This is a genomic window from Streptomyces sp. NPDC037301 (genome assembly GCF_055602785.1).
Genome location: NZ_JBVJWD010000014.1, coordinates 55,456 through 77,357 on the forward strand (window position 1 = coordinate 55,456; position 21,902 = coordinate 77,357).

A 21,902-nucleotide genomic window follows, 5' to 3' on the forward strand; every position below is an offset into this window, starting at 1 on the left:
GTGAGGACGGGAGCCCCTCTGACCAGGGGTTACCGCGCTTGCTGGGGAGCGACTGTTCTTTGACAACTGAATGGGGATCACGCCGCCTCTCCTCGGCCAAGTAGGCGGCCACGCGGTCTTCCGCGTGATGTACAGCGCAACCCCGTACCTGTCCGCAGCAGGTTCATGCTGCGGCCGGTTGCCTGATCCGCCTGTCTCGCACAGGCGGTGAGGGGGAGCCGGAGAACGACCTTCCTGCTTCATCCACAACGGCGCGCGGCCCCGGTGTCCTACCACCGGGGCCGCTGTTCTGGGCCGTTCCACCGCTAAGGAGAACCACGACCCATGAAGAACATTGTGGCCGGACACATCGCGGCCAGCACCACCGAGTTCATCGAACTGGCCCTCGGTACCCCGCTGGATCTTTGGCTGGGTGTGGAGGGCGAGAGCGAGATGGAGCGGGCCGCCCGCATGGACGCGGCCCGCGACATCCTCGCGGACAACCCGGACTTCCCCGACCGCGTCAGCCGCGTCGCCGCCGAGGCGATCGAGGCCCACGCGCCGGAGCTGTTCAACGTCACCCCGCTGCCCGCCCGCCGGGCGGCTGGCCGTCGGCAGTACCGGGGCGGAGTTGCGGCATGAGCGGCCGGGTACTGCGGGCGCAGTTGAGCTTGCGTTGCTGCGGGACGACGGTGCCGGAACGGACCGCCGGGCCCTGCTGGCAGTTGTACGTGGTGATCACGGGGCTGGTGAGCGAGTGGCCCGTGTTCACCTGGCCCACGTCAGACCAGGTGCCGAGCCGCGAGGAACGTGGGGCGGCGCTCGCCTCGCTCGGGTTCACGCTCGCGGACGGTGTCGAGTGGGAGTGGAGCGAGGACACCGGTCCCGGCTACCACCCGCACCCGGCGCGCGTCGTTCTCATGGCCGCCGCCAAGGTGCAGCGCGCGCCGGGAGGTGCGGCATGACGACCATGGTGCAGAACATGGATCGGCCGGCGGTTCCGCCGCTGACCCGCCCGGAACTCGGTCTGGCCGGGCTCGGTGCGCTTGCCGCGGCCGGGGTCGGCGCGCTGGGACTGATCTCCTCGTTCGACGCGGTGTCCGATGCTGCCGCACGGTGGGGGTTCGGTGAGCCGTGGATGGTCCCGGTCGGCATGGACGTGTCGATCCCGGTGTTCTCGGTGGCGAACCTGCTGCTGATCCGGATGGACATGGCCTTGGCATGGGTGCGGTTCGTCCCCTGGGTCCTGACCCTGGTGACCTGCGGGTTGAACGTCTCGGCAGGCCACGACCTGTGGGCGAAGGTCGCGCACGGGACGATGCCGCTGCTGTGGGTGGTCTTTTCCGAGATCGGCGCCCACATCTACGCGTCCCGGATCGGGGCCGTCACCGGCCGCCGCATGGACAAAATCCGTGCCTCCCGGTGGCTGCTGGCCTTCCCCTCCACATTCACTCTGTGGCGCCGGATGACGCTGTGGGAGATCACCTCCTACGCCGACGCACTGACCCGCGAGCGGGAACGCCTGCTGGCCCGCGCCGAGCTGCGCGAACGGCACGGCCGCCGCTGGCGCTCGAAGACACCACGCGCCCAACGGGTCCTGCTCAAGCTCGGGGAGGCCAACCCCGCGGGCGAGCAGAACCCACCCACCGAGCTGGCCGTGAAGTCGGAGCCCGAGCCCGGGCCGGAGCAGGCCGCCAAGCCGAAGCCGCCCGCGAAGCCTTCCGCCCGCCGTAGCGCGAAGCCGAAGACGAAGCGGACCCCGGAAGAGATCCTGACCGAGGCGCGGGAGGTCACCACGGCGTGGCCGGACGCGGCACTGACCGCTGACGGTATCCGCACGGCGGTTCACGTCTCGCAGGCCACCGCCCGCACCCTGCGCGACACCCTCAAAGCAGAGCGGGCAGCAGGTCAGCCGCTCCACGCCGTCGACACCGACGACCAGCAGGACGACACCAAGACGGACGCGGAGCACGCCGGGGCGGTGGCGGCATGAGCACCCTGTTAACCGCACTGGCCACGGCCGGGCCGCTCGCCGCCAGTTGGTCCGTCCACACGCTGTGGATGCGCCGCCGCCTGCACAGCGCTCGCCGTGACCCACTCACCGGACTGCGCACCCGCGACGGCTTCACCCGCCGCGCCACGGCCCTGTTGAAGGACTCGCGGGCGGTCGTGGTTCTCGCCGACGTCGACCACTTCAAGCAGATCAACGACCGCCACGGCCACGCCGCCGGGGACGCGCTGCTGAAGGCGACCGCGGACCGGCTGTCTCACTACGTCGGCCGGACCGGAGTTGCGGGACGGCTCGGAGGCGATGAGTTCGCCGCGGTCGTCATCGACGACCACGGCACCGCATCCGATCTCCTCGCGATTCTCCACGGCGTGCTCGCCCGCCCCGCGGACGGGCTCGATCCAGCGGTGCACACCACGGTGTCACTCGGCTGGGCACGCGCCGCCGACCACCCCGGAGAGGACCTGTCCGGTCTGCTCCGCAGGGCCGATGAAGCCATGTACGCGGCCAAGCAGGGGCGGGGCGGGGTCAGCCGGGCGGGGCTCGGCAGGCTCTTCGCATCCGTCACCGGGCGCCGCTCGGGCCGCCGAGCGCGTGCCAACGTGCCCGAGACGGGGGTGGCGGCCTGATGTCCCCGACGTTCGGCGAGTGCTACGACCCGACCGGTGCGATGCATGGGATACCGACGTTCCCATGGAAGTTGGCCCCGGACGGCTATGCCACCCGCCGTCAGCTCCGTGCCCGCGGACTCCGGCCCGGCGGGCAGGAAGTGGCCGCGCAGATCATGCGCCGCTCCCGCCGCCGCAAAGCAGGCGTGGCCGTCGCCTACCTCTACCGGATCGAGATGGCCAAGCCCGTCCGGTCGATGACGCCAGGACGCGAGGCCGCACTCGCCAAAGCGATGCTCGCCCGCCGCACCTGCCCGCAGTGCCTGCAGGACGCCGGGTACTGCATCCCGACCTCACTCGGCGTGTGCCCCACCTGCGCGTACTCGTAGGGCGATAACCGAACGTGAGGCCAGGGCCAGAACTAGCCGAAAGCGAGGCTAGTTAGCGGTCCTCTTGCGCCTCAGCCTTGAACACCGGGCCCGACCGCTCACCTCTCACAGCGTCGGTCGGGCCCGTGTCCACTCCCTTGTCCAGGAAGGACTGTCAGTGAATCACGACGACGAAAGCGAACTCTTCAACCGACTCGAAGCCGACATGGCCACCCCCACCGGGTCCGACTCGGGCGGGGAAGTGGTCGACCTCGACAAGGCGCGGTCGGCCCGTGTCGAGTCGGCCGACCCCGCCGCCGATCGGTCGGCCGACCCGCACCCCGCACGGTCGGGCATCGGGTCGGATGACGGGTCGGGCGACCCGACCGAGCCCGTGATGGTCGATGGCCCGGCGGAAGTCGGGCCCGGGTTCCTGGGCCGACTCATGGGCGCCAAGCGTCGGGCCATCGTCCCGCTGTGGCTGCGCTCCGGTAAGGAGTTCAAGACTGCCGCCCGCTGGGCCACCGGCCACTACGGTCACCTGGCCGGGTACCACGGGCTGCGGTCCCCGTACTACGCGGCGCGGCTCGCGTTCCAGGCGCCGCGGGGTGCGGCAAAGTTCGTGGGCGGGACGATGCGGTGGGTCGCCGACCGGGAGGGCGAGCCGGTCCGACTCGCCTCCGTCCGGCGCGAGGACGCGGCCGAGTACCTGAAGCTCTCCCGGCAGCGCGATGGGCGGGTCCGACTGCGGACCCTGGTCACCGTGCTCGGCATGTTCGTCGGGCTCGGTGCTGCCCTGGCCATCTACGTCCTCGCCCCCGGCTGGCTCCAGGCCCTCTCGGTCGGGGCGGTGCTGCTCGCCCTGGGGTCGGCCGGCACTCAGGCCGACGCCCCGGTCATCACCCGGGCGGTCGAGATGACGAAGGCGCCCAAGCTCACGTCCGACATCGTGCTCCGCGCCCTCGGGGCGCTCGGCATCACGGCCATCAACCAGGTGCAGAGCAAGGGGCGGGACGGGTTCACGTTCACCGCCCCGATCACCCGCGACGGCCCCGGCTGGCGTGCGGAGGGCGACCTCCCCTACGGCGTGACCGTCACCGACGTGATCGAGCGCCGCGACAAGCTCGCCTCCGGTCTGCGGCGCCCGCTCGGCTGTGTCTGGCCCGAGGCCGTCCCCGACGAGCACACCGGGCGCCTGGTGCTGTGGGTCGGTGATCAGGACATGTCGACCGCCACGAAGCCCGCGTGGCCGCTGATCAAGGGTGGCTCGGTGGACCTGTTCAAGCCGGTCTCGTTCGGCACTGACCAGCGCGGGCGCTGGGTCGACATCACCCTGATGTACATCGCAGGCGTCATCGGAGCCATCCCGCGCATGGGCAAGACGTTCCTGCTCCGTCTGCTTCTGCTCATTGCCGCACTTGACACCCGTGCCGAGGTCCATACCTACGACCTCAAGGGCACCGGCGACCTCGACCCCGTCGGGGAACGCGTCTCGCACCGGCACCGGGCCGGGGACGATGACGAGGACATCGAGTACGCGCTTGCTGACCTGCGGGAACTGCGCACCGAGCTGCGGCGCCGGGCGAAGATGATCCGGTCCCTGCCGCGGGACATCTGCCCGGAGTCGAAGGTCACCAGTGAGCTGGCGAACAAGCCGAAGCTGGGCCTGCACCCGATCGTGATCGGGGTGGATGAGTGCCAGGTGTGGTTCGAGCACCCCAAGCACGGCGGGGAGTTCGAAGAGATCTGCACCGACCTGGTCAAGCGCGGCCCCGCCACCGGCATCGTGCTGCTGCTGGCCACGCAGCGCCCTGATGCCAAGGCGCTGCCGACCGGCATCTCCGCGAACGCGTCGGCCCGGTGGTGCCTGAAGGTCATGGGCCAACTGGAGAACGACATGGTCCTCGGAACGTCCAGCTACAAGCGGGGAATCCGGGCCACGATGTTCTCGTGGAAGGACAAGGGCATCCACTACTTCGTCGGTGAAGGCGCCGACGCAAGGATCGTCTCGTCCGTCTACGTCGACGCCCCCACGGCCGAGGTGATCGGGCTGCGCGCCCGGCGCCTGCGCGAAGCCGCCGGAACCCTCACCGGCCACGCCGCGGGCGAGTCGTTCGAGGACCGGGAATCGAGCGGCTTCGACCTGCTCGCCGACATCCTCGCGGTCGTGCCGGCCGAAGAGCCCAAGCTGTGGTCCGAGGTCGTCGTGGCCCGTCTTGCCGAGCTGCGGCCGGACGTCTACGGCGGCTGGGAGCCCGAGCAACTGGCCGCCGCGCTGAAGCCGCACGGCGTCAACACCGGACAGGTATGGGGCAAGACCGAGTCCGGGAAGGGCGCCAACCGGCGCGGTATCGAGCGCTCCCGCATCCTCGCCGCGATTGCGGAGCGTGACGGAAACCGGGACGCGGGCTGACGGATTCCGCCGCTAGACCTAGCGTCACACCCCGCTAGGTCTAGCGGCACCGCTAGCGGCCAAAACCCGCATCGATCAGGCGGCTAGTCACTAGCGCCCCACCTGCGAAAACCCCTGAAACAGGCCCAGGAGACCCGTCATGACCCCTGCCCTGCTCGCTAGCGCACTCCTCCTACTCATCACTCTAAGTTACGCATCTCTATGTGCGGCTTCGCCATTCGGGAACTGCCGCAAGTGCCGCGGCTTCGGCCACGCCATCAAGACCGACCGCAAGGGCCGGGCCAAGCGCGGCAAGGACTGCCGCCGCTGCAAGGCCACCGGAAAGCGCATCCGGATCGGCCGCCACCTCTACAACGTCGCCGCCCGCCTCCACCGCGACGGCACCCGCTAACCCCCGGGGGGGACCGGCGGTCACCCGCCCTGAGGCGATCCCGACCATGTCAGGCGCTCGCCAGCGTGAACGCCGGTCCAAGCCCCGAACTTGCGAGCACCCGGGGCCCACGCACCTTACCCAGCACTCCCAACCGGCCTCAAAGGAGTTCCTGTCGTGGCTGTCACCGTCTCTCTGGTCCTGCTGTTCGGACTGGTCCTGTTCTTCCTGCTCCGCTCCAACACTCTCGGCTGGGGCTCCGCGTTCGTCGCCGTCATGTTCGGGTTCTTCCTCGCCTCCACCGGCGCCTCCGGACCCATCAACGAACTCACCACCGCCGTCATCAACGCCATACCGGATCTGTAGGAGGCCCCGTCATGAACGAACCCCTGATCCAACGCCACTGGGTCGCGCTCGCCGCCCCCAAGGCGGCCCCGGCCGTCGCCACCTCCACCGTGCTCATCCTGGGCCGGATCTGGAACGCCAACGGCGCCGAACACTCCGTCAGCAATGCCGCGTTGATGGTCGTCCTCGCAGCCGGTGCCGCGACGGCCGGCGCGTTCGCCGCCGCAGGCCGGGGTGGTGGTGACGGAGTGCTCGCCGGGACCGCATTCACCGCCTCCGGTGCTCTGGCGCTGGCCGGGGTTGCCGGGTACTCCGACGGGCTGTCCCTCCCGATCCTGCTGTGGGCGGTGGCCACCGCCGTGGCGTACGGGATCGCGGCCCGCTACTGGCGCACCGACCGCCGCGACACCGTGGCCTTTGAGCGGCAGAGCGCCGTACGCCGCGAGGACCATGCCCACATCGAACGCGTGGAAGCCATCCGTGGCCGCGCGCAGATCGAGGTAGCCCGGGAGGGCTCCGCCTACGCCGAAGCGCTCGCCGCCGCACTCACCGCCCGCGCCACCCTGCCCGGCTTCGACCCGCAGGTACTGACCCGCGCAGGACTCCCCGAGCTCCCTGCCGCCGACCAGTAGCTGTGCCGAGGGCGGCCCCCTCTCACGCCAATGAACCGGGGCCGCCCTCGTCCAGCCAGTCACAACAGAACTGGAGACACCCAGCATGACCCAACCCACCCCCAACCGGCGAGCCGTCGACCACCAGCCGCGCTTACGGACCGCCCTGGCCCTGGCCGCCCGCGCGGTACCCGTCCTGCCCCTACGGGCGGGGAAGGTCCCGTTCGGGAACTGCCCCAACTGCCGTGACAGCTCCTGTGGTGGTCGGCCGCACATGAAGACCGCCGGGCCCTGCCAGTGCCCCGGCATCTGCCACGGCTGGGCCGCCGCCACCGCAGACCCCGCAGTGATCGCCTCACCGGCCTGGGCCCCGGTCTGGCGCCAGGCACAGGCCGTGGCCTACCACCCCGGCGGCGCCGGACTCACCGTCGTGGACCTGGACAACGACCAGTCCGTGGACTGGGCCCGTGCGACCCTCCCCGCCACCAGGACCGTCCCCACCACGCGCGGAGAACACTGGATCTACCGAGGCGCCATGCGCTCCGTGAACGCCGTGCGGCCCGGCGTGGACATCAAGTCGTCCATGGCCTACGCACGGTGGCTCGGCCCCGGAACCGGCACCATGACGGCGTTGCCGACGGTCGTGCGTGCGCTGGCCGTCAAGGAATCCTCCATGGCCCAGGCTGCACCGCTCGTCATCACCGTGCCCGCACGGGCTGGGGAAGGGGAGTGCCGCCATCGCACGCCTGCCTACCTGGACCGTGGCATCGCCATGGCCGAGCACCGCATCACCGAGGCAAGCGGCGCGGTCCACGCGACCGTTTACCGGACCTTCCTCGCCGTGCTGTCCGCGCACGGCCGGTGCGGCTGCCTGACCGACACCCACATCGCGCGGCTCTTCGCCGCCGCTCAGGCCAAGGGCGAGGGTCCCCGGCACTGCACGGACGCGTGGGCCAACGCCCGAACCGCACTGGGGATGTGAGCCATGTCCGAGGACGAGAAGACCCCGGCCCGCCAGATCATCACCGACTACGCGCAAGCGCACTTCCGGTACTTCCGTACCACCGAGGGCACCGTGTACGCGCAGAAGAACGGCCACCCCGTCGCCCGTCCCATCCGCTCCCAGGGAACGACAGGGAGCCACCGGCAGGAACTCATGGTCGGCCTCTTCAACGACGGGATCGGCGTCTTCAACGGCACGGCACTCAAGGAGGCGTTGGACTTGATCGAAGCGCTCGCGCTGAGCCAGGACGTACAGCCCACGCACATCCGGGTCGCTCCGGGATACGACGGCGCGACCTGGCTCGACCTGGGCCGCGCTGATGGGCAGTCCGTGCGTATCCACCCCACCGGCTGGGACATCCTCACCCCCGACCCAGAAGAGGTGTGCTGGAGGCGCACCCAGCTCACCGGCGAACTTCCCCTCCCCGCCCGGGACACCGACGGCAAGGGCATCGACCTCCTGCTGAGGCTGACCAACTTCGCGAACGCGGAGACCGAGTGCCTGGCACTCGCGTGGTTGATCGGCTGCCTCGGGCCGTCCGTGCCCGTCCCCGCCCCGTTCCTCACCGGCCCCCAAGGAGCGGGCAAGTCCACTGCGGGCCGGATGCTGGTACGGGTCATCGAGGGCATGAGCGGTGACCTGCGCCGGGCACCGAGGGACGAAGAGAACCTGATCACGGCCGTTGCCGCCGGGTGGGTCACCGCGCTGGACAACCTCTCCCACCTGCCCCCGGATCTGTCCGACCTGATGTGCTGCATCGTCACCGGAGCCGAGAGCATCAAGCGCGCCCTCTTCACCGACGGCGACGTCGTCCGCTCCCGCTACCGCCGCCCCCTGCTGCTGACCGGCATCGACGTCGGCGTCATCCGCCCCGACCTCGCCGAACGTCTCCTTCCCCTGCGTCTGGAGCGTCCCCGGGTGAGGCGGACCGAGGCGGAGCTGTGGGCGGAGTTCGCAGAGGTGCTGCCCGTCATCCTCGGGTCCCTGCTCGACCTCACGGTCAAGGTCCGGGCGACCGAGGCTGACATTCCCACCGATCTGCGGATGGCCGACTTTGCGCATCTGTGTGCGCAGCTCGACGCCGCGACCGGCTTCGGAGCGCTCACCGCCTACCGGGCCAGCCTGGACGACCTCAACGACGACGTGATCGAAGGTGACCTGCTCGCGCAGACCGTGCTCAAGCACTCCGCCGGGCTCGACGCGGGCGCGGAGGCGCGTATGACGTCGTCGGAGTGGCTGCATTGCCTCACCGGCCTCTATGCGGGCGACGACTTCCGTCCCCTGCCTAAAGGGTGGCCCACCACCGGCAAAGTCCTCTCAGACCGCCTCAAGCGCCTTCAGCCCACCCTCGCAGCCCGGGGCGTCCTCATCGACTGGGGCCGCACCAAAGAGGGCCGCTACATCGAGATGACTCGACGCCCGACCCCGTCACCACACCAGCAAGAGCCGATGCTCTGACCGGCGGCCCACGCCGCCCGGACAAGCAAGAGGAGCACCCCCGGCCACGCGGCGCGGAGTGCTCCTCTTGCTGTTCGGCGGCACGCCGCCCCAAGGTCGCGCCGCGAAGCGGCTCCCCATTCACGTCCTTGAGCGCACCACACCACAACAGACACCCCCTCTCTTTTTCCTAAGAGAAGAGACGCTGCGTCACCTGCGTCACCCGAGGACGGAAAACGGCACTTGACCTGCCGTTACAGCGGTGACGCAGGACGGCTTCGGCTGCGTCACCCCGCGTCACCCGCGTCACCCGATGACGAAGCCAGCGTCACCGATGACGCACCCCAAAACCTCTGCGTCACCCCAAAACCGCAGGTCAGGGCGCATGAATGACGCAGATGACGCGGTGACGCAGAATCCCGCACCTCGGACAGACAGGACCCCCTAAGGGCCCGAGGGCCCGGCACGTGTGCCTGGGAGGCACCCACATGGACACCGCCACACATCTGATTGACCCGACGTTGGTGCTCCTCACCGTCGAAGAGGCGGCCCGGCGTCTCGGGATCGGCCGAACACTCTGCTTCCGCCTGATCCGCACCGGACAGCTCGAATCCGTCCCGGTTGGGCGTCTGCGGAGAGTTCCCGCCGACGCCGTTCAGGACTACGTCACCCGACTTCGCACGGCCAACCGGCCCGTCGTCACCGCTGCCTGAGAGGCCACCACATGGATGAGAACAAGAAGCGCACCCGCCAGCCGAACGGCCGCTCCTCGATCTACCTGGGCAAGGATGGGAAGTGGCACGGCCGCGTCACCGTCGGCATCCGGGACGACGGCAAGTCGGACCGCCGCCACGTCGAACGCAAGACCCGTGCCGAGGTGAGCAAGGCTGTCAAGGAACTTGAGCGGGGGCGCGACGCCAAGACGCTACGCAAGCCGGGCCGTGCCTGGACCGTCACGACATGGCTGACCCACTGGGTGGAGGACATCGCTCCCCTCGGAGTCAACGAAAACACGATGGTTGGTTACGGCGTCGCGGTCAGGAAGCACCTGATTCCCGGCCTTGGCGCTCACAAGCTGGACAAGCTCCGACCCGAGCACATCGAGCACCTCTACGGCCGCATGATGGCGTCTGGAAGCAAGCCCGGCACCGCTCACCAGGTTCACCGCACCTTTCGCACTGCCCTGAACGAGGCGGTGCGACGGGGGCACCTCGGACAGAACCCGGTGCGCCTGGCCAAGGCGCCACGGGTACGGGAAGAGGAGATCGAGCCGTTCACCGTCGAGGAGGTGCAGCGGCTACTGCGGGCCGCCGACGACCGGCGGAACTCGGCTCGCTGGGCCGTCGCGCTGGCGCTCGGACTGCGGCAGGGCGAGGCGCTGGGACTCAAATGGACTGACGTAGACCTTGGGCGTGGCGTTCTCATGGTTCGGCGTAGCCGACGCCGACCGCAGTACGCCCACGGCTGTGCCGACGCCGCGGTGTGCGGGCGCAAGGCCGGGTACTGCCCCCAGCGGCAGCGGACCAATCCGGAGACGGCCGACACCAAGTCCCGCGCCGGCCGCCGGGCGGTCGGACTTCCGCAGCAGCTCGTAGACCTGCTTCGTACACACCGGAAGCGACAGGGCGTGGAGAGGACCGCCGCCGGAGAGCAGTGGACGGAAGAGGGCTGGTTGTTCGCCACGGCGACTGGTCGGGGCACGTCTCCCCGTACGGACTACGACGACTGGAAGGAGCTACTACAGGCGGCGAAGGTGCGGGACGGCCGACTGCACGATGCCCGCCACACCGCTGCGACGGTGCTGTTGATCCTCGGAGTGTCGGAGCGGGCAGTCATGGGGCTCATGGGCTGGTCCACTACGGCCATGGCGGCCCGGTATCAGCACATGGTCGACACCGTTCGGACCAGCGTCGCGGAACAGGTTGACGGGCTCATTTGGCATAGCGAGACCACCCGGCCCGACGATGACGACGGCGCCGCCGGGGCTCTCGTACCGGCCAACTGAGACGGAAACTGAGACGGAACGCAGTGAAGGGGCAGACCCAAATGGGTCTGCCCCTTCATCTACCTGCGGTAGCGGAGGGATTTGAACCCTCGGTGAGTTTCCCCACACTCGCTTTCGAGGCGAGCTCCTTCGGCCGCTCGGACACGCTACCGAGAGAGAGCTTAGACCATCCCGGCCGTCCGCCGAAATCCGATTCGTCGCAGCAGGCCGCGGACGAGGGGAAGCCTGGTCAGAGGCTGCGGAAGAACGCCGTCAGCTGATCGGCGCAGACGTCCTCCAGCACTCCGTGGATCACCTCGGGGCGGTGGTTGAGCCTGCGGTCGCGCACGACGTCCCAGAGTGAGCCCGCCGCACCTGCCTTCTCGTCCCGTGCCCCGTAGACCACTCGGTCCACGCGAGACTGCACCAGCGCGCCCGCGCACATCGTGCAGGGCTCCAGGGTGACCACCAGGGTGCATCCGGACAGCCGCCATTGACCTAGCGCCGCTGCGGCCCGGCGGACGGCGAGGATCTCGGCGTGCGCGGTCGGGTCGCCGGTCGCCTCGCGTTCGTTGTGTCCCGTGGCGAGCAGGGAACCGTCCGGGCCGAGCACGACGGCGCCGACCGGCACATCGCCGGCCCGCGCCGCCAGGTCGGCCTCGGCCAGGGCGCGGCGCATATGCGCCCGCCATGGGTCTCTCACGGGATCGTGCGGGTCTCTTACGGGTTCGTGCGGTTTTGGCGGTCCTTGCGGGTGCGGTGGTTCGCTCACCCGCGGACCCTAACGGACGGTCTCCAGGACCTCGGCCGCACCCAGCGCGTCCGCGATCTCCACCAGTGCGTCCGTGCGCAGCATCAGCAGCTCCGCCTCGGGGAGCCCGAGGTCGGCCAGGATCCCGGTGTCACCGAGCGGGCCTGCCGGTACTGCGTCGGCATCGATTTCGTCGTCGTTGTCGTTGTCGTTGTCGTCGTCGTTGTCGGGGGTGATGTCCGGCTCGCCGTCCTCCGTACCGTCGAGGCCGACGAGCTCTTCGAGGGCGGCAATCGTGTCCTCGGCCCCGGGTTCGCGGCCGAGCAGTTCATCGGTGAGCAGGATCTCCCCGTACGAGGAGCGGGCGGCGGCGGTGGCGTCCGAGATGAAGATCCGGGGGTCCTCCTCCCCGTCCACCCGGACGACGCCGAACCAGGCGTCCTCCTGCTCGATGAAGACGAGCACAGTGTCCTCGTCCACCGAGGCCTCACGGGCCAGATCCGTCAGGTCGGACAGGGTCTCCACATCGTCGAGTTCCGTGTCGCTCGCTTCCCACCCGTCTTCGGTGCGCGCGAGCAGTGCGGCGAAGTACACCGTGACTCTCCCACTGGTCATAGGGGTGTCGGTCCGGCGGGAGGGCAGCCGGTGGCCCGGCTGCCCTGCGTCCCGCCCATCGGAATCGTGGCAGAAACATAGGCCTTGCGAGAGGAGTTCGGCCGTTGCGTCGGCCATCAGTTCTCCTGGACGCCGCCACCAGGGGGACACCGGGCCGCCGTCCGACCTACCAGCGGAAGGTCCGCATCCGCATGGCCTGGCGCATCCTGGCCGCCCTGGCCCGGCGCGGCTGGACCCGGTCGCGGAGCGCCTTCGCCTCATGAAGCTCGCGCAGGAACTGGGCGCGCCGCCTGCGGCGTGCCGCGTCGGCCTCCTGCGGATCCTGCTGGCCCTCTGCGTCCTGCGGGGTCGGTGTGTCCGGCCGGCCCCGCTTCCGCTGTTCCCCGTCCGGCATCGGCTCATCACCCCAAGGCTGGGTCCGTATGCCCCCACCTTCCCTCCGAACGTGCGGTTGATGCCAGCGCAGGAGTGCGGGAGGCCCGGTTACTGTTGAACCCATGCGGATCCACGTCGTCGACCACCCACTGGTCGCGCACAAACTCACCACCCTGCGCGACAGGCGCACCGACTCCCCGACCTTCCGGCGGCTCGCCGACGAGCTGGTCACCCTGCTTGCCTACGAGGCCACCCGGGATGTGCGTACCGAACAGGTCGACATCGAGACCCCGGTCACACGGACGACCGGTGTGAAGCTGTCGCACCCGCGCCCCTTGGTCGTACCGATCCTGCGGGCCGGTCTCGGCATGCTCGACGGCATGGTGCGGCTGCTGCCGACCGCCGAGGTGGGCTTCCTGGGCATGATCCGCGACGAGGAGACGCTGCAGGCGTCCACGTACGCGACGCGGATGCCGGAGGACCTCTCGGGTCGCCAGGTGTACGTCCTGGACCCGATGCTGGCCACCGGCGGCACGCTGGTCGCGGCCATTCAGGAGCTGATCAAGCGCGGTGCGGACGATGTCACCGCGGTCGTGCTGCTCGCGGCGCCCGAGGGCGTCGAGGTGATGGAACGCGAGCTGGCGGGTACGCCGGTGACCGTGGTCACCGCCTCGGTCGACGAGCGGCTCAACGAGAACGGCTACATCGTCCCGGGTCTCGGTGACGCGGGCGACCGGATGTACGGCACGGTCGACTAGAGTCCCGAGCAGGATGTGCTGGGCTGCCGGGGTCGACCCGGCAGCCGTCAGCAGGACGGTGCGGAGGCCGGCTTCGCCAGGGCGGCGAGGGCCGCGGCGGCCGACTGGGGCGTGCTGAACGCCTTGAACTTCGTACCGAGGATCAGATCGACGTCCGTCGTCTTGCGGGCATCGGTCTTCGCAACGGCCCCCTGCAGCTGTGTAGCGAGGACCGGGAGCGAGCCGTTCGTGGCCGACGGGGCGCCCAGCAGCACCCCCGGACCTGCGACCTTCTTGTCGTACGCGGCCGAGGCGTTCCCCACCTTGCCGATGGTGAAGCCGCGCTTCTTCAGCTCGTCGGCGGCCTTCTTGGCGAGCCCGCTGCGCGTTGTCGCGTTGTAGATGTTGACGGTGATCTTCGCGGGCTTCGGCAGCGCCTTGGCGGGGGCGGACGGCTTGGCTGACGCGCAGTCCGCCGCGTGGTCGGCGGCGCTGGCCTTCCTGTTGCTGCCCGTGAAGACATCGATGAGCTGCAGCGTGCCCCATCCGGCCAGCCCGAGGGCAACCACGCAAGCGGTGGCAGCGAGGATCAGTTTGCCGCGATGCCGGGGGCGGCGCATGCGCGGGTACTTGTCGCCCGTGATGCGGTACTTTCCGCCCATGCCGGGGGGAGTGAGCATGCTCATGGGCGCAGCGTAGTGCGACCCGGTGATGATGCCTACTAAATGATCAATGGATCGCACCCGTCCGGGTGCGAAAGCACCCGAACGAACCCGGAACGGCCCGCACGGCTTGCGGGTCCGTGGAGGGAACCCGCCGGGCTCCGTCAGCCGAGTTCGAGTACCCGGGCGTGCAGTACCTGGCGCTGCTGGAGCGCGGCGCGGACCGCGCGGTGCAGTCCGTCCTCCAGGTAGAGATCACCCTGCCACTTCACGACGTGCGCGAACAGGTCGCCGTAGAACGTCGAGTCCTCGGCGAGGAGGGTCTCCAGGTCCAGATTGCCCTTGGTGGTCACCAGTTGATCGAGGCGGACCGGGCGCGGCGCGACATCCGCCCACTGCCGGGTGCTTTCCCGGCCGTGGTCGGGATAAGGCCGCCCATTTCCGATGCGCTTGAAGATCACACGGAAAGCCTACCGGGCAAGAGCCTCCGGGCGCAGCCATGGGGCCGGACTGCAATGCTGGCAAGAACGCCACAAAAGCTGGCATTCCGGAATAGGGGCCGTGATGAGTGACAGCGACAGCACGGGCACAGACGCGAGTTCGGGCACCGGCGGAGGTTCGGACACCGACGCGCCGGACACGGGCGTGGCGTCGGGCGGAGGCGCCGGGGTTCTGCCGCAGCCGGTGCAGGAGATCGCCGCCGGCCGAAGCTCGTCTTCTTCTTCGACGAGGCGCATCTGCTCTTCAACGGGGCCTCGAAGGCATTCCTGGAGTCGATCACCCAGACGGTGCGGCTGATCCGCTCGAAAGGCGTGGGCATCTTCTTCGTCACGCAGACACCGCGCGACGTGCCCGGCGATGTGCTGGCCCAGCTGGGCAACCGGGTACAGCACGCGCTGCGCGCCTTCACTCCCGACGATGCGAAGGCGTTGCGGTCGACGGTGAAGACGTTTCCGAACTCGCCCTACGATCTCCTGGAGTTGCTGCCCCGGCTGGGCATCGGGGAGGCCGTGATCACGGTGCTGAGCGAGAAGGGCGCGCCGACTCCGGTCGCCGCGACCCGGCTGCGGGCGCCGCAGTCGCTGATGGGGCAGTTTCCCATGTACGTCGGCTACTTGTCGGCTGCGTGTTTGGTCGCCCTGGCCGCCTGTTTGGCCTGCTGCTTGAACGCGCGGACCTCGGCGAGTGATTCAGGGCCGGTGATGTCGGCGACCGACCGGCGCGAACCCGCCTCGCCGTACGGCCCGGCTGCCTCCCGCCAGCCCGTCGGCCGGACCCCGAACTGCTTGCCCAGCAGCGCCAGGAAGATCTGCGCCTTCTGGGTGCCGAACCCCGGCAGGGCGTTCAGCCGTTTCCGCAGCTCGGCCCCACTGGAGACATCGCTCCACACCGCGCTCGCGTCACCGTCGTACTCCGCCACCAGGTACTGGCACAACTGCTGGACTCGCTTGGCCATGGAGCCCGGATAGCGGTGCAGGGCCGGTTTGGCGGTGAAGAGTTCGGCGAAGGCCTCCGGGTTGTAGGCGGCGATCTCATGAGCGTCCAGGTCGTCTCCGCCCATCCGCCCGGCCAGGGTGTACGGGCCGGAGAAGGCCCATTCCATCGGCACCTGCTGGTCCAGCAGCATGCCGACCAGAGCGGCGAGCGGGCTGCGCGCGAGGAGCTCGTCCGCCGCCGGCTGCTGGGCGATCCGCAGGGTGTCCTGGTCCTTGTTGCTCTCGGTCATGTCTTCGATCATCCCGACGGCGGCGCGGCCCGGCCACCCCACTGCTCGCCGGTGCAGCCGTTTGCCGCCGGATTCCGTTCGAGGAGGCGACGCCACGGCGGCTGCCGAGTGACTGTCAGTGGCGGCCGGCAGTCTCGGAGATGTGGACATCGACAACTGGAAGTTCTACCCGGAGCGTTGGAGCAGGGGGCGGTCAGCAGGTATACGGATACACGCCCGACGGCGACGTGCGCGCGACGAGGGGCACGCTGCCCGCGTCGCTCGGTGCGCTCCTGTCCGGTGGGCCCGCGCTCGACGCGATCGCTGATGTGTACGGAGTGTCATGAGTGGTTCTCCTGTCGCGCTCATGGTCACAGAGCGGCCGGCGGACCCGGAGTGTGACATCCGGGGCGGCTGCGGGGCCGACGGGCTTCGCGGGACCGTACGAACGGACCGGATGCCCGAAGGGGCAGCGCCGACTGCCCCTGGCCGGCGGGGTCCGGGCTGGACGGGGCAGTGACACGTCGTGAAGGTGGAGTGGTGGGGCCATCACGACGCGCCTTCGACCGGGGCGCGGTCAGGGGAGATGACGATGCACGCACAGGAATGGGACCAGGAACACGACCACGAGCGGGATCACGGGCACGGGCAGGAGCACGACGAAGCCCTGCACGCGTCGAGGGCGACCGAGGGCCGGGAGGCGGCGGACACCCCGCACCTCTACCGCGCGGCGGTCGCCGGGCGGACCGATGTGGTCGGAGCCGGCGGCATGAGCGTGCTCCAACGGGCGGTCGGCAACAGTGCCGTGGGGTCGATGCTCCAGAGGCGGGAGGAGGAAGAGCGCTCCCCCGTGCACGATGTGGTCTCGTCCGGCGGCGGGCAGCCCCTGGACACCGATACCCGCACCGATCTGGAGGGGCGGATGGGCGCGGACTTCTCCGACGTACGCATCCACACCGGCTCCGCCGCGCACGAGTCGGCGAAGGGCGTGGGCGCCCATGCGTACACGGTCGGCAACAACGTGGTCTTCCAGCGGGACGCGTACGATCCGTCCTCGCCGCAGGGCCGCACCACGCTGGCCCATGAGCTCACCCATGTGATCCAGCAGCGCAACGGCCCGGTGGAGGGTACGGAGGCGCCGGGCGGTATCCGGGTGAGCGATCCGTCCGACCGGTTCGAGCGGGAGGCCGTCGCGAACGCCGACCGGGTCCTGTCGGACCCGGCCCCGGCCCCGGCTTCGGCGGCTGTGACAGGGGCGGCCGGTCATGACTCGTCCCCCGTCGCGACGCCTGCTGTGCAAAGGGCGGCGACGGAGGACGAGGACGAGCAACCTGCCGATGTGCAGGGCTCCTTCGTCCAACGGGCGGAGGAAGGCGCCGAGGAGGAGGAAGAGGCTCCGCCTGCTTGACGGGCCCGCGGACCGGCCGGCCCGATTCGTACTGTCCGTCCGTGCTGTCAGCCCGCGGTGTCCGTCCGCATCGTGCCGCCGAGGAACAGCGACTCCGCACACCGCGAAGGCGTCGGCGCGTTCACCGGCTTGCCCACCTTCCGGCAGTCGACGGTCATCGTGACCTTGCCGCCTGCGGGCACCAGGATCGGCGTGACGAAGTGGTAGTCGGAGTCCCGGAAGTTCTCCAGTGCCAGCCGGAGCACGGGCGCGTCCCGGCCGGAGGAGACCACGAGCGTTCCCGCGTCGCCCTGTGGGTTCTGGACCACGATGTCCGTCAGCTGGAAAGTGTGTCCGCTGGGCACCTGAAGGGCCGTCGAGGTGTTCGACCCGCCGCCCACCGAGTCCCTGACCTGCACCTGCGCACTGGTCGGGGCCACGGCGGCCGGGCCGTCGGATGCGCCGGAGCTCGGTGAGGGGCTGGGCTTCGGTGAGCCCCCGTTCGCACCGGAGGAGTCGCCCCCGCCCGATCCCGTTCCGGCCGTCGAGCCGGTGTCCGGGGCCTTGCTCTTGTCGGCCGCGACGGCGGACCGGACCGCGTCCGGCGTGATCGCCTCCCGGGCCGCCGACTTCACGGCCGGCCGCAGCAGCGCGTACCAGAGCCCGACCAGCGCGATCAGCAGGACGGCCGCAGTGATGAGGGCCCTGGGAAGCCAGCGCGGCAGGATCGGCTCCTGCTGGTACGAGCCGTCCAGGACCACCGGTGCGAGCGGGTCCTGGCCCTCCGTCACAACCGGCGTGGCGACGACCTGGAAGGGATGCGTGACCGGCGTACCGCGCCACACGCGCTTGGCCGGCCGGATCCGCAGCTTCCCGAATTCCGCCCGGCCGGGCGCGATCTGCAGGGCGTCCGCCGCGAACGCGACCCGGGCCCGCTCCGTACCGGACCGGGCCCCCAGCCGTACGGTCGTCGGGGTGTTTCCCCGGTTGTCGACGGCGAGTTGGTGCCTGCCGCGCCAGGCGCCGTGCGAGCTGCGCGGTACCAGCTCGGCGGTCGTCTCGGTGAAGGGGAGTACGGTCACCCGCCCTTCGGGCACCACCGTGTCGCCCTGCTCGCTGGTGGGCACCACCCGGATCCCGAAGGGCGTCTCCCCTGCGAGTACGGTCGAGTCGCGGGGCGGACGCAGTACGAGGGAGACCGTCTGCGAGTCGCCCGGATACAGGGACAGGGTCGCCGGCTCCACCGTCGACCAGGCGGCACACGCACCGACCACCTCGAAGCGGTATTCCTCGACAGTGCTGCCGGAGTTGAGGATCCGCAGAGGGAGGGCCGTCTCCTCGCCCGGTGCGGCAGTGACGGACGAATCGTCGAGGCTTGCCGTGAGACTCATAGGGCGCACCGTAGGTTCGGCGCCGAACGCCGACATCGGCCGTGAAGGAACACTTCCGGGCAGATTCTGTGCCCGGATCGGCTTTTTTGTTTCCCTGTAGGTATACGCGGGAATCTTTTGACCGCCTCAAGACGAATGAGGCATACGAAAACAGCCGTGATGGTTGTGTTCGCTGTGATGCCATCGGCTGTTGCCCAGGGGGAGCATTGCCATGGAGCGCATCACTGTCGGATTACGGGCCCAGGATCCGATCTCGCAGGCGGGCGTGGCCAGTCAGCTGCGTACCCGTCCCGAGGTCAGCGTGACGGAGTGGGGGGAGGGCGACACCTCACCTCAGATCGTGGTCGTCGTCGTGGACGCGGTCGACGAGGAGGTGCTGACGATGCTGCGTCACATTCAGCGCACCAGCACCTCACGCACCGTCCTGGTCACCACGGACATCGACGAGCAGAAACTGGTGAGCGCCGCGGAGTGCGGCGTCGCCGGTGTGGTCAGGCGCTCCGAGTCGACCCCGGAGCATCTGGTGCAGGTCATCGGGACGGTGGCACGCGGCGAGGGCCATCTGCCTTCCGACCTGCTGGGAAGGCTGCTTGAGGAGGTGGGTCGCCTCCAGGGGCAGGTGCTCGGTCCGCGCGGCCTGCACTTCACCGGTCTCGCGGCGCGTGAGGTGGATGTGCTGCGTCTGGTCGCGGAGGGGTACGACACCGCGGACATCGCGACGAAGCTGGCCTATTCCGAGCGCACGATCAAGAACGTGCTGCATTCGGTGATGACCAGGCTGCAGCTGCGGAACCGGTCGCACGCGGTGGCGTACGCGATGCGGCAGGGGCTGATCTGAGCCGTCCTGTACGGCGTGAGCCGTCCGGCACGGACGCATACGGCAGCTCCGACAGCTACGGCAGCTGCGGCAGATCCGGTAGATCCCCCGCTGCCCGAAAGGGCAGCGGGGGTTTCCCGAGGGTGTGACTCCTGTACCGCTGCGGGCCGGCTGCGCTTACGGGACCGTGGCGTCCGGTGTGCCGATCGGTCAAGGGTGGGGAGACTTCCGTGCGCTGGTTCCAGCCGCTTCAGCGGGCGCCGCGGTCGCGGTCGGGTCCGGTGGCCCGGCCCCGGTCCTCCGCCTCGCGCAGGACCCTCGCCGTGCTCCGTGTCCCGGTGCTGGCCCTTCTCCTCATGGCCACCGGCATCGCCCCCGGCTCGGCCGTCACCTCCGGGGCGCCGGCGGTGGCCGTCCCCGAGCCCTGGGTCACCCCCGCCGAATTCACCGACGCGGTCGACCCCGGCGGCTCCACGGGTGTGGCCAAGCAGGTGCGTACGCCCGCGATTCCGCCGAGGCCCGATGTGGTGCTGCTGGTGGACGGCACCGGCAGCATGGGCGACCCGATCGGCGATGTACAGGCGGGTTTGAAGGACATCACGACGAAGGTCCGTGAACAGCAGCCGGATTCCCGCTTCGCGGTGGCCACCTACGGCGACGAGAAGGACGACCCGACGGCGGAGTTCGCTGTCCTCCAAGGGCTGACGACGAACATGGACGACGTACAGACGAAGGGTGTCGACAAACTGGACACCTCCCGCGGATACAAGAGCAAGGGCCCGTCCGAGGACTGGATCTACGCGCTGTGGAAGGTAGCGAACGGCGCGGACGGTGGAACCGTCTTCCGGGACGGCGCCAGCCCGGTGATCGTCCTGGTCGGTGACGCGTCGAGTCACAACCCCAGCAACAACATCCCCTATGAGGACGCGATGTTCGCGCTCCAGGACAAGGGCGTGCGCGTGATCGCCGTCGACGTGAATACCGAGGACGGCGACGGTCTCAACGGCGACGGGTACAGCAGCCCCACCTATCAGGACCCGTACCACGAGCCCGACCAGGCCAAGCGGATCGTCGAGGCCACCAACGGCCGCATGTTGAACGGAATTCCCGGGGACGGCGTCACCGACGCCATCATCGAGGGCTTCAACAACCTTCCCACCAACGTGAGCTACCGCCTGGAAAACTGCGATCCGCATCTGTCCGTCAGCCTCGACCCGCCCACCCAGCAGGTCACCAGCGGGGACACCGCGCATTTTGCGGAGAACATCGACGTCTCCGCGGACGCACCCCAGGGCACACGGCTGACCTGCACCGTCCAGTTCCTGATGGGCACCCAGCCGCCGGGAACGGACACGATCGGGCCGGCCGCGGCCGCCGACCCGGACTTCCAGGAGCAGATCAGCATCGATGTGAACGACATCGACGCGCCCGTCGTCACCGTGGACGATCTGACCGTCCGGGCCAAGGACAAGAAGGGCGCGCGCGTGACGTACGACGCGACCGCCCAGGACGCCACTGATGGCACGCTCCCGGTGACCTGCACCCCGGCCTCCGGTTCGCTCTTCCCGGTCGGCAGCACCACGGTGACCTGCTCGGCCACCGACTCGGCGGGCAATACGGGCACGGACACGGCACAGATCGAGGTTCTTGAGGCCCCCGTGCCGCCCTCGGCGGATGTGGCGATGAAGGTCGACGTCAGCCCGGACCGTACGTACACCGGCCGGCCGGCCCGTGCCCGCTTCACCGTCACCAATGCGGGACCGGACGCGGCGACGGGCGTGGTCATCGGCTCGGCCTGGCCGAAGCCGTCCGAGGCGAAGGACCGCAGCCTGCCCGCCCTGACCCGCTGTACGGAGGCCAAACCGTGCACCATCCCTGCCGGTGGCCGCATCGAGGTGACCCAGACGGCGACGTACCGCGCGGCGGTGACCGGGGACGTACGGGCCACCGTGCGCGGCACGCTGCCCGACCGCCGGAAGGCCAACAACGAGGACACCGACCGGCTGCGCGTCCTGAAGCCCTCGCTGACCGTCACGCCGCAGGTCGCCAAGCCGGGTCAGCCGGTGCTGGCCCGCGGCAAGGACTACCCGCCGGGCGCGACCGTACGTTTCACGTGGAACACCGGCATCACGCCCGAGGGATCGGTCGCCACGGTGGGCCGCGACGGCACCTTCGAGGTGCAGATCCTGGTCCTGCGCAAGGACAAGCTCGGCCCGCGCAAGCTGCGGGCGGACTCGCGGGACCTCGACCGACTGCAGAAACCGGTCCTGGTGGTCCAGCGAAATCTCCAGCCACCGGACTTCGCGGGCCGCGCATGAGCGCCGACGACCGTACGG

Annotated in this window: 24 protein-coding genes, 1 tRNA gene and 1 pseudogene; 18 read left to right on the forward strand and 8 right to left on the reverse strand. The window is 69.8% G+C overall.

Translation table 11 applies throughout. The features are described 5' to 3' along the window. Window positions 1-324 precede the first annotated feature (324 nt). The 13 genes from ACZ7IB_RS22750 (at window position 325) to ACZ7IB_RS22810 (ending at window position 11,147) form a co-directional block, all read left to right on the forward strand. Window positions 325-621, forward strand: a complete 297-nt coding sequence (locus ACZ7IB_RS22750) for a hypothetical protein (protein WP_470915102.1) — start codon at window positions 325-327, stop codon at window positions 619-621. Continuing rightward, on the forward strand, window positions 618-944 hold the full coding sequence (locus tag ACZ7IB_RS22755; RefSeq protein WP_470915104.1) for a DUF6303 family protein: 327 nt from the start codon (window positions 618-620) through the stop codon (window positions 942-944). The genes ACZ7IB_RS22750 and ACZ7IB_RS22755 overlap by 4 nt, the downstream gene beginning before the upstream one ends. Continuing rightward, the gene (locus tag ACZ7IB_RS22760; RefSeq protein WP_470915106.1) at window positions 941-1,972 is read left to right on the forward strand and encodes a DUF2637 domain-containing protein; all 1,032 of its coding nucleotides are present in this window, start codon (window positions 941-943) and stop codon (window positions 1,970-1,972) included. Before ACZ7IB_RS22755 ends, ACZ7IB_RS22760 begins: the two co-directional genes overlap by 4 nt. Continuing rightward, a complete protein-coding gene (locus tag ACZ7IB_RS22765) occupies window positions 1,969-2,616 on the forward strand; it encodes a GGDEF domain-containing protein (protein WP_470915108.1) in 648 nt (215 codons plus the stop codon). Before ACZ7IB_RS22760 ends, ACZ7IB_RS22765 begins: the two co-directional genes overlap by 4 nt. After that, complete coding sequence (locus ACZ7IB_RS22770; protein WP_470915111.1) at window positions 2,616-2,984, forward strand: RRQRL motif-containing zinc-binding protein; 369 nt, start codon at window positions 2,616-2,618, stop codon at window positions 2,982-2,984. The genes ACZ7IB_RS22765 and ACZ7IB_RS22770 overlap by 1 nt, the downstream gene beginning before the upstream one ends. Window positions 2,985-3,141: 157 nt before the next feature. Further along, complete coding sequence (locus tag ACZ7IB_RS22775) at window positions 3,142-5,376, forward strand: cell division protein FtsK (protein ID WP_470915113.1); 2,235 nt, start codon at window positions 3,142-3,144, stop codon at window positions 5,374-5,376. Window positions 5,377-5,515: 139 nt separating this feature from the next. Beyond that, window positions 5,516-5,767, forward strand: a complete 252-nt coding sequence (locus ACZ7IB_RS22780) for a hypothetical protein (RefSeq protein ID WP_470915116.1) — start codon at window positions 5,516-5,518, stop codon at window positions 5,765-5,767. A 156-nt stretch (window positions 5,768-5,923) separates the two neighbouring features. After that, a complete protein-coding gene (locus ACZ7IB_RS22785) occupies window positions 5,924-6,112 on the forward strand; it encodes a hypothetical protein (RefSeq protein WP_470915118.1) in 189 nt (62 codons plus the stop codon). An 11-nt stretch (window positions 6,113-6,123) separates the two neighbouring features. Continuing rightward, window positions 6,124-6,723, forward strand: coding sequence for a hypothetical protein (locus ACZ7IB_RS22790; RefSeq protein ID WP_470915121.1), 600 nt, complete (start codon window positions 6,124-6,126; stop codon window positions 6,721-6,723). Window positions 6,724-6,808: 85 nt separating this feature from the next. Further along, window positions 6,809-7,684 carry a bifunctional DNA primase/polymerase gene (locus tag ACZ7IB_RS22795; protein WP_470915123.1) on the forward strand — a complete coding sequence of 292 codons (876 nt, stop codon included), beginning with the start codon at window positions 6,809-6,811 and terminating at the stop codon, window positions 7,682-7,684. Window positions 7,685-7,687: 3 nt separating this feature from the next. Next, the gene (locus ACZ7IB_RS22800) at window positions 7,688-9,163 is read left to right on the forward strand and encodes an ATP-binding protein (protein ID WP_470915124.1); all 1,476 of its coding nucleotides are present in this window, start codon (window positions 7,688-7,690) and stop codon (window positions 9,161-9,163) included. Between the two features lie 467 nt (window positions 9,164-9,630). Then, window positions 9,631-9,855: an excisionase family DNA-binding protein gene (locus ACZ7IB_RS22805; RefSeq protein WP_470915126.1), complete on the forward strand. Its 225-nt coding sequence runs from the start codon at window positions 9,631-9,633 to the stop codon at window positions 9,853-9,855. Window positions 9,856-9,866: 11 nt separating this feature from the next. Beyond that, window positions 9,867-11,147, forward strand: a complete 1,281-nt coding sequence (locus ACZ7IB_RS22810; protein ID WP_470915129.1) for a tyrosine-type recombinase/integrase — start codon at window positions 9,867-9,869, stop codon at window positions 11,145-11,147. A gap of 66 nt (window positions 11,148-11,213) precedes the next feature. On the opposite strand, the gene ACZ7IB_RS22815 is transcribed toward ACZ7IB_RS22810, so the two are convergent. The 4 genes from ACZ7IB_RS22815 to ACZ7IB_RS22830 all read right to left on the reverse strand — a co-directional run bounded on the left by ACZ7IB_RS22815 (window position 11,214) and on the right by ACZ7IB_RS22830 (window position 12,886). Then, window positions 11,214-11,298: transfer RNA gene (locus ACZ7IB_RS22815), tRNA-Ser, on the reverse strand. A 78-nt stretch (window positions 11,299-11,376) separates the two neighbouring features. Further along, window positions 11,377-11,805 carry a tRNA adenosine(34) deaminase TadA gene (gene tadA, locus ACZ7IB_RS22820; RefSeq protein ID WP_470915131.1) on the reverse strand — a complete coding sequence of 143 codons (429 nt, stop codon included), beginning with the start codon at window positions 11,803-11,805 and terminating at the stop codon, window positions 11,377-11,379. A 102-nt stretch (window positions 11,806-11,907) separates the two neighbouring features. After that, on the reverse strand, window positions 11,908-12,471 hold the full coding sequence (locus tag ACZ7IB_RS22825) for a tRNA adenosine deaminase-associated protein (RefSeq protein WP_351256156.1): 564 nt from the start codon (window positions 12,469-12,471) through the stop codon (window positions 11,908-11,910). A 187-nt stretch (window positions 12,472-12,658) separates the two neighbouring features. Then, window positions 12,659-12,886, reverse strand: a complete 228-nt coding sequence (locus ACZ7IB_RS22830; protein WP_470915133.1) for a hypothetical protein — start codon at window positions 12,884-12,886, stop codon at window positions 12,659-12,661. 103 nt (window positions 12,887-12,989) lie between these two features. On the opposite strand from ACZ7IB_RS22830, the gene upp reads away from it, so the two are divergent. Further along, window positions 12,990-13,625, forward strand: coding sequence for a uracil phosphoribosyltransferase (gene upp, locus ACZ7IB_RS22835; RefSeq protein ID WP_470915136.1), 636 nt, complete (start codon window positions 12,990-12,992; stop codon window positions 13,623-13,625). A gap of 47 nt (window positions 13,626-13,672) precedes the next feature. Here upp and ACZ7IB_RS22840 read toward each other — a convergent pair whose 3' ends face one another. Next, window positions 13,673-14,266 (reverse strand): LytR C-terminal domain-containing protein, encoded by a 594-nt coding sequence (locus tag ACZ7IB_RS22840; RefSeq protein ID WP_470915336.1) that lies wholly within the window; start codon window positions 14,264-14,266, stop codon window positions 13,673-13,675. A gap of 164 nt (window positions 14,267-14,430) precedes the next feature. Further along, window positions 14,431-14,727 (reverse strand): type II toxin-antitoxin system VapB family antitoxin, encoded by a 297-nt coding sequence (locus tag ACZ7IB_RS22845; protein ID WP_072488263.1) that lies wholly within the window; start codon window positions 14,725-14,727, stop codon window positions 14,431-14,433. Between the two features lie 228 nt (window positions 14,728-14,955). On the opposite strand from ACZ7IB_RS22845, the pseudogene ACZ7IB_RS22850 reads away from it, so the two are divergent. After that, window positions 14,956-15,357, forward strand: a pseudogene (locus tag ACZ7IB_RS22850) (helicase HerA-like domain-containing protein); the annotation flags it as partial. A gap of 20 nt (window positions 15,358-15,377) precedes the next feature. On the opposite strand, the gene ACZ7IB_RS22855 reads toward ACZ7IB_RS22850, so the two are convergent. Beyond that, the gene (locus tag ACZ7IB_RS22855) at window positions 15,378-16,004 is read right to left on the reverse strand and encodes an HhH-GPD-type base excision DNA repair protein (protein ID WP_470915139.1); all 627 of its coding nucleotides are present in this window, start codon (window positions 16,002-16,004) and stop codon (window positions 15,378-15,380) included. Between the two features lie 553 nt (window positions 16,005-16,557). Here ACZ7IB_RS22855 and ACZ7IB_RS22860 point away from each other — a divergent pair. Further along, window positions 16,558-17,379, forward strand: coding sequence for an eCIS core domain-containing protein (locus tag ACZ7IB_RS22860; RefSeq protein ID WP_470915141.1), 822 nt, complete (start codon window positions 16,558-16,560; stop codon window positions 17,377-17,379). Window positions 17,380-17,426: 47 nt separating this feature from the next. On the opposite strand, the gene ACZ7IB_RS22865 is transcribed toward ACZ7IB_RS22860, so the two are convergent. Beyond that, entirely contained in the window at window positions 17,427-18,749 is a 1,323-nt protein-coding gene (locus ACZ7IB_RS22865) for a COG1470 family protein (protein WP_470915144.1), read from the reverse strand. Window positions 18,750-18,960: 211 nt separating this feature from the next. On the opposite strand from ACZ7IB_RS22865, the gene ACZ7IB_RS22870 reads away from it, so the two are divergent. Next, a complete protein-coding gene (locus tag ACZ7IB_RS22870) occupies window positions 18,961-19,587 on the forward strand; it encodes a helix-turn-helix transcriptional regulator (protein ID WP_470915146.1) in 627 nt (208 codons plus the stop codon). 302 nt (window positions 19,588-19,889) lie between these two features. Then, window positions 19,890-21,884 carry an HYR domain-containing protein gene (locus ACZ7IB_RS22875; protein ID WP_470915148.1) on the forward strand — a complete coding sequence of 665 codons (1,995 nt, stop codon included), beginning with the start codon at window positions 19,890-19,892 and terminating at the stop codon, window positions 21,882-21,884. Window positions 21,885-21,902: the final 18 nt, after the last annotated feature.